Annotated in this window: 12 protein-coding genes and 2 riboswitches; of the genes, 2 read left to right on the top strand and 10 right to left on the bottom strand. The window is 64.0% G+C overall.

All coding sequences use genetic code 11. From position 1 onward, the window contains the following. Window positions 1-58: 58 nt before the first annotated feature. Window positions 59-436 (bottom strand): VOC family protein, encoded by a 378-nt coding sequence (locus tag GMST_RS14535; protein ID WP_183355411.1) that lies wholly within the window; start codon window positions 434-436, stop codon window positions 59-61. A gap of 399 nt (window positions 437-835) precedes the next feature. Continuing rightward, window positions 836-912: riboswitch (cyclic di-GMP riboswitch) on the top strand. 76 nt (window positions 913-988) lie between these two features. Between GMST_RS14535 and GMST_RS14530 the strand changes: the two genes are divergently transcribed. Further along, window positions 989-1,663: a lipid-binding SYLF domain-containing protein gene (locus GMST_RS14530; protein ID WP_281380056.1), complete on the top strand. Its 675-nt coding sequence runs from the start codon at window positions 989-991 to the stop codon at window positions 1,661-1,663. A gap of 107 nt (window positions 1,664-1,770) precedes the next feature. Here GMST_RS14530 and GMST_RS22460 read toward each other — a convergent pair whose 3' ends face one another. Together GMST_RS22460 and GMST_RS14525 are read right to left on the bottom strand one after the other, a co-directional pair. Further along, window positions 1,771-1,899, bottom strand: coding sequence for a hypothetical protein (locus GMST_RS22460; RefSeq protein ID WP_281380055.1), 129 nt, complete (start codon window positions 1,897-1,899; stop codon window positions 1,771-1,773). Between the two features lie 280 nt (window positions 1,900-2,179). Next, the gene (locus tag GMST_RS14525; protein WP_183355410.1) at window positions 2,180-3,373 is read right to left on the bottom strand and encodes an MFS transporter; all 1,194 of its coding nucleotides are present in this window, start codon (window positions 3,371-3,373) and stop codon (window positions 2,180-2,182) included. A gap of 249 nt (window positions 3,374-3,622) precedes the next feature. Further along, window positions 3,623-3,699: riboswitch (cyclic di-GMP riboswitch) on the top strand. A gap of 93 nt (window positions 3,700-3,792) precedes the next feature. On the opposite strand from GMST_RS14525, the gene GMST_RS14520 reads away from it, so the two are divergent. After that, window positions 3,793-4,710, top strand: a complete 918-nt coding sequence (locus GMST_RS14520; RefSeq protein ID WP_183355409.1) for a DUF4382 domain-containing protein — start codon at window positions 3,793-3,795, stop codon at window positions 4,708-4,710. Between the two features lie 273 nt (window positions 4,711-4,983). On the opposite strand, the gene GMST_RS14515 is transcribed toward GMST_RS14520, so the two are convergent. From GMST_RS14515 to GMST_RS14485, 7 genes are all read right to left on the bottom strand, one after another. Next, window positions 4,984-5,379, bottom strand: a complete 396-nt coding sequence (locus tag GMST_RS14515; RefSeq protein WP_183355408.1) for an acyl-CoA carboxylase biotin carboxyl carrier protein subunit — start codon at window positions 5,377-5,379, stop codon at window positions 4,984-4,986. 58 nt (window positions 5,380-5,437) lie between these two features. Beyond that, on the bottom strand, window positions 5,438-5,614 hold the full coding sequence (locus GMST_RS14510) for a hypothetical protein (protein WP_183355407.1): 177 nt from the start codon (window positions 5,612-5,614) through the stop codon (window positions 5,438-5,440). Between the two features lie 15 nt (window positions 5,615-5,629). Then, on the bottom strand, window positions 5,630-7,174 hold the full coding sequence (locus GMST_RS14505; protein WP_183355406.1) for an acyl-CoA carboxylase subunit beta: 1,545 nt from the start codon (window positions 7,172-7,174) through the stop codon (window positions 5,630-5,632). 30 nt (window positions 7,175-7,204) lie between these two features. Then, complete coding sequence (locus GMST_RS14500; RefSeq protein ID WP_183355405.1) at window positions 7,205-8,707, bottom strand: methylmalonyl-CoA carboxytransferase subunit 5S; 1,503 nt, start codon at window positions 8,705-8,707, stop codon at window positions 7,205-7,207. A gap of 577 nt (window positions 8,708-9,284) precedes the next feature. Next, window positions 9,285-10,118: a ChaN family lipoprotein gene (locus tag GMST_RS14495; RefSeq protein ID WP_246399655.1), complete on the bottom strand. Its 834-nt coding sequence runs from the start codon at window positions 10,116-10,118 to the stop codon at window positions 9,285-9,287. A gap of 93 nt (window positions 10,119-10,211) precedes the next feature. After that, window positions 10,212-11,078, bottom strand: coding sequence for a rod shape-determining protein (locus GMST_RS14490; protein WP_183355403.1), 867 nt, complete (start codon window positions 11,076-11,078; stop codon window positions 10,212-10,214). Window positions 11,079-11,175: 97 nt separating this feature from the next. Continuing rightward, complete coding sequence (locus GMST_RS14485) at window positions 11,176-12,150, bottom strand: quinone oxidoreductase family protein (protein WP_183355402.1); 975 nt, start codon at window positions 12,148-12,150, stop codon at window positions 11,176-11,178. Window positions 12,151-12,455: the final 305 nt, after the last annotated feature.

Raw genomic sequence — 12,455 nt, 5'->3', positions numbered from 1 at the left:
CCGGCGCTTTGAAGTGCCACCGGGAGACGGAGCTCCTTGTACCGGTACGTCGGCTTCGCTAGGTCATGGAATGCAGCCCGATCATGTTACCTTCGGTGTCCTGGGCAAGGGCGATGAACCCGTACTGGCCAATGGACATCTTCTCGCGGACCAGCACCCCGCCCGCTTCGGCGACCCGGGCCGACTCCACGGCGCAGTCGGCGCAGCTGAAGTAGACCAGGGTGGAGTTGCCGCCTGCCGACTTGCCGGCCATCTGCACCAGCGCCCCGCCGATCCCATAGCTGTCCATGTCGCCCGGAAAACTCCACAGCTCCAATCCCGGCGCCATCGACTCCAGCCGTTCCAGTTTGACCTCGAACACCCTCTCGTAAAACCCCTTGGCCCTGTTTATGTCGTCCACGTAGATCTCAAACCAGCCAACCGAATTTTTCCTCATGACAGCCTCCTTGTGTCGAGCGAAATAGACGCCGCTTTAATTCGGGTAGGTTTCCACGGACTCCCCTACCGGCAAAAACGCGGCAGGTTGCCGCAGCCATTCAGTATACTGCTAAGCCTCCCCCAAGAAAAGCGGAGTATCTCGGGGTATTCGGGAAAAGAGAAACTGGAATGAGGGCGACAGAGCATCAAGGCAGACCAGAAGGTACCGGTTATCCGCCAGACACGGTGCGAACTGAAACGGCATGACGTACGGAGCAGTTAGTCTCTCTACCTCTGAGAGAACAGTTCTCACTGGCATAACGGCTCCCCCTCCTGGCACTCGGTCAACCCTCGAACATTGACATCCTGCAACAGAGGTGGTAATGCAGACATAAGTGCAGGGGCACACCCAGGTGGTAAACGATAATACTCAACCATCCGTGAGGGTGGGGCGGAAAGCCTATAGGGTCTCACCGAGACAGCCGGGTTGCCGAAAGATCATCAGATATCGGCCCCGGCTTTTTTGCGTCTGCAACTATGGATTTACGCACCACCAAAAAGGGGGACACCTATGAAAAAGGCAATTCTCGTTTTCACCGGATTCATGCTTTTAGTACTCGGGGCACTGCCGCAACCCGCCCTGGCAGAAAAAGAGGGGCGCAAGGTAGAAGACGCCATCGACGTCGTGAAGGCAGTTAAGGCCATGCCCGAAGAGGGGATTCCTCAGGCACTTTTGAACAACGCCCACGGCATCGCCGTCATCCCCGGGGTGATCAAGGTCGGCTTCGTGATCGGCGGGAGGTACGGCACCGGGATCCTGACGGTGCGCAACGACAAGGGGGAATGGAGCGATCCGGTCTTCGTGAAGATCGCCGGCGGGAGCCTCGGCTGGCAGATCGGCGCCCAGTCGACCGATCTCATCCTGGTATTCAAGAGCAAGGCGAGCGTGGACGGCATCCTCAAGGGGAAATTCACCCTGGGCGCGGATGCCTCCGTGGCTGCCGGACCGGTGGGGCGCAGCGCCGAGGGGGCGACCGACGTGATGCTCAAATCCGAGATCTTCTCCTACTCGCGCAGCCGCGGCCTCTTTGCCGGCCTGGCCCTGGACGGCGCCGCCCTCACCATCGACGACGACGCCAATGCCTCCTACTACAGCAAGCCGGACCTGGCGGCGCAGGACATCATCTCCGGCAAGGTGGCAAACCGGCCGCCGGCGGTACAGGAACTGCTGAAGCTTTTGAAGTAGGAGGCGGAAGGGGAGACGAGTTCGCTACCTCTCCGCGAAGCGCGGCTGGAGAGCTGCGCCCCCCTCGTCAAAAAAGGCCACGTCTATCGACGTGGCCTTTTTTCTTGCTAGCGGCGATCACCGTACCAGCCACGATGGTGATGATATCCCTCGCCCCAGTAGGGGTCGATGATGCACCCGGTCAGCAACGCCGGAAGCAGAAGCAGCGCCAACACGATTCGCGTTCCTTTTCTCATCTCCGTTCTCCTTCGCCACCGGCGTCAGGGTCAGGATCCGGTGACCGACAAGATCAGCATACCCATTAAAAGAGGAGACAATGTGGAGCAAATGAGAAATAAACGGCCTCCAGGCTCGCGCGGAGCGGGCCCGGTGGCGGGGAAATGCGCCGCCCGGCCGAGCAGCTCTCCCTCCCCCCTGGCGGGGGAGGGCCGGGGTGAGGGGGACGGTGCCACAGAGGGTACTGACAGCTCAGCCCGCAGCAGCGGCCCAGGCTAGAGGGCGTTCGAGCGCCAGTATTCAGGAGGGCTGGGGCGGAGTGCGGGGGACGTTCTTCAAAAACAGGAAGGCCAGCAGCGGCAGCGTGACCAGAAAGCCGTAGAAGAGGAGGTAAAAGCAATCCTGCACGCCGACCTTATCCGCCAGTTTCCCCGCCAGAGGGCCGGTCACTACGAAGAGGAGCCTGAAGGAGACCGACTGCAGCGACAGGGTCGCCGCGCGGTTCGCACTGGTGGACTCGCGCTGGGTGTGGGTGAGCATCATCGGCCCGCGCAGGCCGCGCATGCAGGTCAAAAGGTAGTAGAAGAGAAAGCCCCAGATCCCGGCGCTGAGCCCGAGCCCCAGGTACCCTGCGGCGACCAGTGCCAGGAAGAAGAGGATCATGCCGCGGTCCCCCAGACGCTGGTAGAGCCGGTGGCTGGCGAGCGCGCAGAGCGCCACGGTGAGGTTCGCCCCTGCCCAGACCGGACCGAACCACCCGAGAGGCACCTTGGCGTGTTGCATGTAGGGCTGGATCAGCCATACCGGGTAGAACGAGGCGATCCCCAGCACCGTGTTGACGAGAATGGTGTAGCGCAGGTGCCGGTTCTCCCCGAAGGCGTAGCGCGCCGTCGCCAGCGCCTCGGCCAGGTGCGAGCGTGCCGGAGCGTGAGCCCTGGGCGTCTCCACCAGCTGCCGGGTGATGAAAAGCCCGAGCGCCCAGACCGCGACCTGGAGGATGAAGGGGAGCCGCGCGTCCCAGGCGTAGATGACACCGGCGAGGACCGCCCCGGTCGCCTCGCCCACCTGCGCGAAGCCGTGCATGCGCCCCTGGTGCCGCGCATAGGACTGCTCGTCCCCCTGCTCCCGCAAGGTCTCGAAGAGGAGCGCGCTGTCCGAGCCGCTCACGAAGGAGAGCGACATCCCCAGGACGATCTCGGCCAACAGCACCGTGGCGAACGAGTCGGCCCAGATGTAGATCGCCCAGCCGGCGATCCCGAGGGCGGCGGCGATGTTGAGCGCGCAGCGGTACCCGACACGGTCGCTCACGTACCCCGCCGGGTAGTCGAGCGCGAGCGTCGCCACCGAGAAGATCCCCTGCAGCAGAAGGATCTGGGTGAGCGTGAGGCCGATGTGATCCTTCCAGAAGAGCGTGATGATCGCCATCGGAAAGAGCATCATCTGCAAAAAGGAGAAGATGTAGAGGTTGCGGATGTTGGCGGGAAGGTTCTTCATCACCGGGCATCCGTACCGTGTCTGGGATTAATTTGCAAGGGAGAAGTGGGAGGGCCCGGTGCAGGGCGCCTCACGGCGCAGGGAAGCGGCAGAAAGCGGGAGGGGAAGACGGCAGGGGGACGGCCGCGGCTCGGTGGAAAAAACGCAGGCATTGTAGGATATTAGCCGCCAAAACTCAGGAAAGTGGAACGTTGACTTGCCGCTTTTGGTGTGCATAATACACGGCAGATAGAGCTCTCCGAGCATGGTACACGACAATACTCAACCATCTGCGAAGATGGGGCGGAAAGCCTACAGGGTCTCACCGAGACAGCCGGGTTGCCGAAATATCAGCCGATATTCAGCCCCGGCTTTTTTGCGTCTGGCCAACGCACTGGGGCAGGCTGGAGTGGAGGGTACACGCACAAAGGAGGCAGATCATGAAAAGAAGCAGAGGTTTCCTGGTAGCTGGCAGGTTCGGAATTCTGTGGCTCGCGGTCCTGGCGCTGGCACTGTTGCAGGGATGCTCCGGCAGCGGCGGCACCTCGGTCAGCAGCACCGGTACGCTCAAGGTGGGGCTCACCGACAAGCAAAGCGACGAGTTCGCCCAGGTGGTGGTCTCCATCAAGGAGGTCCGGGTCGTCCCGGCGGGGCTGGAAAATGCCGCCGACAACGATGCCCGCCTGCCGGTGGTGGTGAGTTATGCGACGCCGCACGTGGTGGACGTGCTCACCCTGCGCTTCCAGCAGGAGCTCCTGGGGACCATCGTTTTACCTGCCGGGTCGTACAGCCAGGTACGCCTGATCCTGGAGGCGAACCCCAACGGGCAGGGGAGGCCGCCGGTCAACTACCTCACCCTGAAGACCGCCCCCACGGTGCAGATCCCGCTTACCACGCCGAGCGCCCAGCAGTCCGGCCTCAAGGTCCTCGGCTCATTCACGGTGCGGCCCGGGATCATCAGCGCGATCCTGCTCGACTTCGATCCCAACACCGCCATCGTGGCCCGCGGCAACGGCGATTACAACCTGAAGCCGACCGGCATCCGCATCGTCCAGCCGGCGACGCCGTTGACCAGCTTCGGCTCGCTCTCCGGCACCATCGTCTCCACGTTCAAGGACTGGTCCAGCGCCAGCGTTTTGGTGGTCCCGCAGGCATCCAGCACACCGGTTGCGGCCGGAACCGTGTTCAGCAACCTCTCCAGCAACCGCTGGATCGGTCCGGTGACCGCCTTCGTACCCGGCGGCATCTACCGGTTGCACGTTCAGGCCCGCGGCTTCGCCCCCTATTCCTCGCCGCTCACCGCCGTGACCGCAGGGGCCGATTCGCCCTTGGGAGACATCCTGTTGAGCGTCCCCTGATCCTTCTACAGTAAGCCGCAACAACGCAAAAAGGGATTAACCGCGCTGGTTAATCCCTTTTTTCATACCCGATGCGGCACTGAGCCGCTGCCACCTGAAGCAAAGAGCCTGAACACAGAGGAACACAGAGGGAAAACCGGGGACACCGAGGAAAAACAGGAGAAACGGCAAGTCTCTGACTTCTTTTGACGTCCTTTGCCTTTCTCCGTGTTCCTCGCCGTTCCCCCTGTGTTCCTCCGTGGTTATGCTCTTGAAGTGGTTGTGCTCTTGAAGTTATTCGAACTCGGCGATCGCCTGCCCCGGCTTCACCGCCTCTCCGAGCGCCACCAGGATCTTCTTCACCTTGCCGGACATGTGGGCGGTGATGTTGGTCTCCATCTTCATCGCCTCGAGCACCACCAACAGGTCGTCGGCCTGGAGCTGCTGCCCTTCCTGGGCCACGATCTTGAAGACCACGCCGGCGATCGGGCTGCGGCAGATCTTCTCGTTGCCGGCATCGGCGGGCGGGGCGGACTGCTGCGGTGCCGAGGGTGCGGGCTGCGGCGGCGGTGCGGCCTTCAGGGTCGACACCGGCTCGGGGAACGACCCCGGCTGGCGCACCTCTTCGCCTTCCTCTACCTCGACGTCGACCAGGTACTTCTTGCCATCAATGGTAAGCGTAAGTTGCACGGTGGGCTCCTTGTCTAGAGTCTGCCGGGGCTTAAGCGCCTGCCCCAGGGTTGGCCGGTCAGCGTTTCAGGAAGTGCGAGGACTGCAGAACCACGCGGCTCGAGCGCCCCCAGCTGTTGTCGAGCTGCGGGTTCACGAAGCGCACCTGCCTGATCCTCACGTTCTTCCCCAGGTACGCGGCGATGGCCGCGGACATCACCATCAACAGTTCCGGGGTGATCTCGTCTTCTTTCATGTCGTGCCTCCCCTGCTACAGCGGGATCAGGCCGTGCTTCTTCATCGGCCTGAATTCGCGCTTGGTGTGCAGGATGTCGAGTGTCATGGCGAGGTGGCGCCGGGTGTCGGCGGGCTCGATGATGTCGTCCACCTCGCGCCGGGCCGCGGCCGCGTACGGGGTGGCGAAGGTGTCCTGGTAGGACTTGATCAGCTCATCGCGCCTCTCCTGGGGGTTCTCGGCCTTCTTGATCTCCTCGCGGAAGATCACGTTGACCGCGCCGCGCGGCCCCATGACCGCGATCTCGGCGGTGGGCCAGGCGAATACCCGGTCGGCCCCCAGGTCCTTGCCGCACATGGCGAGGAAGGAGCCGCCGTAGGCCTTGCGCAGGATCACCGTGATCTTGGGGACGGTGGCCGCCGCGTAGGAGAAGAGCATCTTGGCGCCGTGCCGGATGATGCCGCCGTACTCCTGCTGGACACCCGGGAGGAAGCCCGGCACGTCGACCAGGGTCACCAGCGGGATGTTGAAGGCGTTGCAGAAACGCACGAAGCGCGAGCCCTTGTCCGAGGCGTCGATGTCGAGGACCCCCGCCATCACACAGGGCTGGTTCGCCACGATCCCGACCGTGCGCCCCAGGATGCGCGCGAAGCCGATCACCAGGTTCGCCGCGAAGGAGGGCTGCACCTCCATGAAGTCGCCGTCATCGACCAGCCGGGCGATCACGGTTCTCACGTCGTAGGATTTCTTGGGATCGATGGGGACCAGCTCGTTCAGCGCCTTATCCGGCAGGACCGTGCCGTTCCACTCGTGCTGGGGCGGGTCCTCCAGGTTGTTGGAGGGGAGGAAGGAGAGGAGCCGCTGGCAGATGCGCAGGGCATCGACGTCGTTCTCGGCCACGAAGTGCACCACGCCCGAGCGGCTCATCTGGGCCTGCGGCCCGCCCAGCTCCTCGGCACTGACGTCCTCGCCGGTCGCCTCCTTGATCACCGATGGGCCGGTGATGAACATGCGCGCGGCCTTAGTCTGGATGATGAAGTCGGTGAGCGCCGGGCTGTAGGCGGCACCGCCGGCGCAGGGACCGCAGATGAGCGAGATCTGCGGCACGCTACCCGAAAGCATGACGTTGTGGTTGAAGACCCTGCCGTAGCCCGCCAGGGAGTCGATCCCCTCCTGGATCCTGGCGCCGCCCGAGTCGTTGATGAAGATGAACGGGGTCCCGAGCTTCAAGGCCGACTCCATGGCCTGGACGATCTTGTCGCAGTGCACCTCGCCGGCGGCGCCCCCCGCCACGGTGAAGTCCTGGCTCGCCAGGTGCACCAGGCGCCCCTGGACGCTGCCGGCCCCGGTCACCACCCCTTCCGCCGGCAGGACCTTCCCCGCCATCCCGAAGTTGGTGCAGCGGTGCAGGGCGAAGATGCCGACTTCCTGGAAGCTGTCCCGGTCCAGGAAGGCGTCGATCCGCTCCCGCGCCGTCAGGGAGCCCTGGGCGTGCTGCTGGTCGATCTTGGCGCGCCCGCCGCCCAGCTTCAGTTCACTCTTTCGCTCGTTCAGTTCCTTGATCTTGTCGTCAATGGACATGGTCTGGATTCCTTTGGACGCCGGGATGTCTTACTTGCCGTAAGGCGAAACGGTGACTTTGTGCTGCTGGCCGCTCAAGGTGACCGTGTAGGTGACCGGGCCAGTGATCTTGCCGGCGTGCCCCTGCGGGACCTCGGTCTCCAAGGCGCCGGTCTCGGGGTCGCGCCCGAGGTTGCGGGGCCCTTCGTCGCGGGTGGCGAAGAAGCCCGGGGCGACCTTCGGGAACATCGCGTAGGTGAGCACGTCCTCGTCGCTACCGTTGCACCCTTTAAGCGGCAGCGCCTCGGCCCTGAGCTTGGCCCACTCGGGCTCCAAAAGGTCGGCCGGCCGGCAGTCGATCATCCCCTTGTTGGCGTGGGCGCGCGCCAGCTCGATCACCTCGGGGTTGCGTTCACCCGGTGCCGCGCCGTAGTAGCCGAGCATCAGGTCGGCGAACTCCCCGGTGAGCACCTTGTAGCGCCCCATCAGGATGTTCAGGACCGCCTGGGTCCCGACGATCTGGCTCGTGGGGGTGACCAGCGGCACGTAGCCGGTGTCCTTCCTCACCACCGGGATCTCGTCCAGCACCTCGTGCAGCCGGTCCCCCGCCCCCTGCTGCTTCAGCTGGCTCTCCATGTTGGAAAGCATCCCGCCGGGGATCTGGCTCTTGAAGATCTCGGTCTCCACCCCGGTCACCGCCGAGAGGAACTCGCGGTAGCGCGGCAGGGTGTGGGCGAAGTGTTCCTTCACCTTCAAAACGCGGTCCAGGTCGAGACGGGTCCCGAATCCGGTCCCTTCCAGCATCTCCACGAAGCTCTCGGTCGGGTTGTGGCCGGGCCCAAGGCTCATCGAGCTGACCGCGGTGTCCACGCAGTCGACCCCCGCCTCGACCGCCCTGAAGAGGCTCACCAGGGTTACGCCGGTGGTGGCGTGTACGTGGAGGTGCACCCGGGTCTGTTCCCCACAGGCGTCCTTGATTCCCTTGACCAGGTCGTAGGCGGCCTGCGGCTTGATGAGCGCCGCCATGTCCTTGATGCAGATCGAGTCGCACCCCATCTCCACCAGGCGCTTCGCCTCCTCGACGAAGACCTCCGTGGAGTGGATCGGGCTCACCGTGTAGGAGATGGCCCCCTGGGCGTGCTTGCCGACCCTCTTCACCGCGGCGACCGAGCGCTCCACGTTGCGCAGGTCGTTCAAGGCGTCGAAGATGCGGAACACGTCGATGCCGTTCTCCGCGCACTTCTCGACGAAACGGTCGACCACCTCGTCCTGGTAGTGTCGGTACCCCAAGAGGTTCTGGCCGCGCAGGAGCATCTGCAGCGGCGTCTTGGGCATGAGCTTTTTGAAGGTCCTCAGCCTCTGCCAGGGATCCTCGTTCAAAAACCTGATGCAGGCGTCGTAGGTTGCGCCGCCCCAGCACTCGATGGACCAGTACCCGGCATTGTCCAGGTCCTCGCAGGCCCCGGTCATGTCGTCGATCCCCAGCCGGGTGGCAATGAGACTCTGGTGCGCGTCCCGCAGCGCCAGTTCGGTAACGTCGATGATGCGTTTCACGTCTACCCCCTGTAACTCTGTGAAGGTGAAAGCGATCCAAGTACGAATTCTACGCCACTCGGTCTTTTTGGCAATATGGAATATTCTATTTTTGCGTATACATTGAAGGAATATCGCCAGGCAAACTCACATCATGACCGGTGCTAAGCCAGACTATCAGAGTAAACAGTATCTATATAAAAACGTTCTATACATCTACATTACAGTGCTTCGAACGGAACTACTTCTTTCATATAACTGCGAATAGCCGAAGATGGGGTTCATGCCGGCGCGGACTGTTAAAACGATTGTGGCACTGTTTTAAAATAGTGTCTGCAGTGATTATGCGTGCAGCTACTCCGGCAAAACGGCCCGTCGCGGAGGATAGTTGGGACATGGGGTGTTTGATTTGGGGGAAATGGGGCAGACCTGCCGGGCAGGAACGAGCCGTAGGGTGGGATGATTGCGGACCTGCAGCTTCACGAAAAGGAAGCCGTAAAACAACCGGAGCCGGGAAGTGAAGGTGGGCCTCGCCCGTCGCGGTGGCCATCGGCAACAGGGTCGACTGGCGACCCGCCGCGGCAGCGAGCCGGGCTGGCTACATGTCGAAGAGGTAATCCGCCTCGGCGAACCCTGCGCTGTCGGCGTTGAGTTCCGGCGTTTCCGGGAGGATCACCGTAAAGGAGAGCCGGCTGCCGTTACGGGCCAGCTGCTCGGGAATCGCATACTTGACGGCGTGCCAGACCCCGGTCAGCACGGCGACACGGTGCCCCGGGTGTTCCCTCAGGTAGCGCGCCAGGTTGATGGCCATCCCGCTGTTGCGCACCGTCTGGGCCTCGCAGAAGTAGTTGAACACCTTCTCTTGGAAGTGCTGGGCGAACGCCTTGCGCAACAGGGCTATCTGCGGGTTGCGCAGGTCGCAGCTGGTCCCGACCGGCAGGTAGCTGCGCTCCTTGGGGGTCAGCGATTTGAACCCTGACTGCGACACCTTGCGCACCACCTCGCCGGGCACGTCGAGCGCCACCATCGGGACGCGGTGGTCGCGGGCGAAGAGGAAGATCTCCCGGTAGAGCCCCCAATCGGTCCAGCTCTCCTCGAAAACGGCGCGCATGGACGGTTCGCTGAGCCTCCCCGCGCTCCACTGGTCCAGTTGGCGCTGCTTGGTGGCCGGGATCATCTCCAGCCCGATGGCCAGGCGGGGCCTCCCCTGGTTGAGCGAGCGAAGCAGGTCGAGCTGCAGGTCGTGGTGGTCCTTGTTGGTATGGACCTCGCCCACCAGCACCAGGTCGGTCTTTTCCGCTGCGGCCACCATCTCCGGCATGCTGATACTCTGCCGGTCGCTCATCCGGGTGATGATAGTGTGGGCACCGGCCGCCGAGGCCAGGGCCAGCTGCATGACGACTACGCTGAAGATCCAAACGTTCCTGAACATGGTCATCCCCCTTTCGCGGATGATACCTTGAAGACGTCTCTCACGCATTGTCTCAGGTTACCTAAAACCGCTCCGGCAGACAATCCCCTACCGTTACCACTGGTTCAGCGCGGTCACTACCGGCATCATGAGCCTCGCCCCCTCGACCACCGCCTCGCGCGGATTGGGCACCGTCATGACCCGGATCCCCGTCTCCTCCTCGAAACGCTGGCGCAGGCCCGGGATGAGCGATCCTCCCCCGGTGAGCCAGATGCCGCTTTCGATCAACTCGCACCCCAGCGCATCGGGGAGGTCCTGCAAGAACCCGGTCACCAGGTCCATGATCTGCCGGATTACCGGCTCCACGGCACGCTCGGCAAGGGAAGGACCATCGAGCGAGGAGCGCGTTCCCCGGTGCACCACCCCCCTTTCCCTCAGCAGCAGGTCTATCTCGCCGTCGGTAAGGCCTTCCTTGCCGTCCGCGCGCAGCGCCCGGGCGATCCCGGCACGCATGCCGGCACAGGCCACCCGCAGCGCGCACGACTCCAGCAGTTTTCCGGAGCGGATCACGGCGCAGTCGGTCACCCCCTCACCGACGTCGACCACCATCTGGGCGTAGGGGGAGGCGACGTCCACGCCGGCCCCCACCGCGGCGGCGAGCGGCTCGGGAACCAGCAGCACCGAGGCCGCCCCGGAGCGGAGGATGGCATCCTTCAGCAGCTCGCGCTCGTTTCTGCTCACGTCGCTGGGGGCGCACGCGAGGACCCGCGGCTTCACCATGCCGAAGACGCGCCCCTGCCGCAAGAGCGGATCCAGGATGGCGACCAGCGCCTCGCCGTCCACCACCACGCCGCCGGCGAGCGCGCGCCGCTGCCCCGAAGAGGAAGGTGCCTCGACCACCCGGCGGGCCCCGGTCCCGACTCGGACTGAGGCGGTGCCGACGTCGAGGGCGAGGTTATGTCTCAACACGCTGTCCAACATGGTTCCTCCACAACACGATGCCCCGGCCCGCGCAACGGTCGCGCGAGGCAGGGGCACCTTGACAGAAAAGATGGTCCGGGTCGCGCCGAACCGGCGCTTATTCCGGCAGCAGCACGGTGGAGCCGGTGGTCCGGCGCGCCTCCAGGTCGCGGTGCGCCTGGGCCGCGTCCTTCAGGGAGTAGCGGTTATTGATGTCGATCTTGACCACCCCGGAGCCCACCACCTGGAAGAGCTCCGCCGCCATCGCCTCCAGGTCGGTGCGCTTGGCGGTGTAGGTGTTGAGGGTCGGCCGGGTGATGTAGAGCGAGCCGAGTTGCGCCAGGATGCCGAGGTCGACCGGCGGCACCGGTCCCGAGGCGTTCCCGAAACTGACCAGCAGGCCGTAGGGGCGCAGGCAGCGCAGCGAGGCGTCGAAGGTCTCCTTGCCGACCGAGTCGTAGACCACCGGGACCCCTTCACCCCGGGTCAGCTCCTTCACCCGCTCCACGATATCCTCGGTCCGGTAGTTGATGCAGTGCTCGGCGCCGTGCCTGATGGCAAGGGCGCACTTCTCGTCGGACCCCGCCGTGCCGATCACCCGCGCCCCGAGCGATTTGAGCCATTGGCAGGCGATGAGCCCGACCCCTCCGGCCGCGGCATGGAAGACCACGGTGTCGCCGGCCTTAACCCGGTAGCTCTGCCGGATCAGGTACTGCACGGTGAGCCCCTTGAGGAGCATCGCCGCCGCCTGGTCGAAGCCGATCGCCTCGGGGAGTTGGACCAGCCGGTCCGCCGGCAGCAGGCGCTCCTCGCAGTAGGCCCCCACCTTCCCGACGTAGGCCACCCGGTCCCCCGCCTTCAGCGCGGCCACCCCGGCTCCGACGGCGCTGACCACACCCGCCCCCTCGTTGCCGGCGATGGCCGGGAGCGCCACCTTGTAGAGCCCGTTTCTCTGGTAGATATCGACGAAGTTCACCCCGATGGCGTGCTGGCGGATCTTGACCTCGCCCGGTCCCGGCTCGCCGACCTCGACCGCCTCGTAGCGCAGCACCTCGGGACCCCCAAACTCGTGAAAGCGGATTGCCATGCTCATGCTGGTCTCCTTCTCAAAAGCCCCATGGGCTCATGACGGCTGGTAGTGGTGCCTCAATAATGAGAACTAAGACATCTTACCGCAAAGGCGATGATCGGCAAACGGCTCCCGCCCCCCCCTCGCGCAGGGCCGGCAAAAAAAAACGCCCGATCAGCAAAGCTGCAGGCGGCACAGATATCACGACAAGAACTTCCCGCTCCAACCCTCCTAGTCTTCACAGGTACGGACTCATTACACCGTGCCACACCGTAAGTCAACACTTTATCCCGCACGGGACTTTGCGAGATTTCCCCACCAGCGGTTCT

Source organism: Geomonas silvestris (genome assembly GCF_014193515.1).
GTDB lineage: Bacteria > Desulfobacterota > Desulfuromonadia > Geobacterales > Geobacteraceae > Geomonas > Geomonas silvestris.
Note: the sequence above shows the minus strand (reverse complement) of the source record. Positions and strands in the feature narration are given on the sequence as shown.

What these genes read in the sequence shown, in the direction of transcription:
- GMST_RS14535 (WP_183355411.1), bottom strand. Translation starts at nt 436, where the DNA reads ATGAGGAAAAATTCGGTTGGCTGGTTTGAGATCTACGTGGACGACATA.
- GMST_RS14530 (WP_281380056.1), top strand. Translation starts at nt 989, where the DNA reads ATGAAAAAGGCAATTCTCGTTTTCACCGGATTCATGCTTTTAGTACTC.
- GMST_RS22460 (WP_281380055.1), bottom strand. Translation starts at nt 1,899, where the DNA reads ATGAGAAAAGGAACGCGAATCGTGTTGGCGCTGCTTCTGCTTCCGGCG.
- GMST_RS14525 (WP_183355410.1), bottom strand. Translation starts at nt 3,373, where the DNA reads ATGAAGAACCTTCCCGCCAACATCCGCAACCTCTACATCTTCTCCTTT.
- GMST_RS14520 (WP_183355409.1), top strand. Translation starts at nt 3,793, where the DNA reads ATGAAAAGAAGCAGAGGTTTCCTGGTAGCTGGCAGGTTCGGAATTCTG.
- GMST_RS14510 (WP_183355407.1), bottom strand. Translation starts at nt 5,614, where the DNA reads ATGAAAGAAGACGAGATCACCCCGGAACTGTTGATGGTGATGTCCGCG.
- GMST_RS14505 (WP_183355406.1), bottom strand. Translation starts at nt 7,174, where the DNA reads ATGTCCATTGACGACAAGATCAAGGAACTGAACGAGCGAAAGAGTGAA.
- GMST_RS14495 (WP_246399655.1), bottom strand. Translation starts at nt 10,118, where the DNA reads ATGTTCAGGAACGTTTGGATCTTCAGCGTAGTCGTCATGCAGCTGGCC.
- GMST_RS14490 (WP_183355403.1), bottom strand. Translation starts at nt 11,078, where the DNA reads ATGTTGGACAGCGTGTTGAGACATAACCTCGCCCTCGACGTCGGCACC.
- GMST_RS14485 (WP_183355402.1), bottom strand. Translation starts at nt 12,150, where the DNA reads ATGAGCATGGCAATCCGCTTTCACGAGTTTGGGGGTCCCGAGGTGCTG.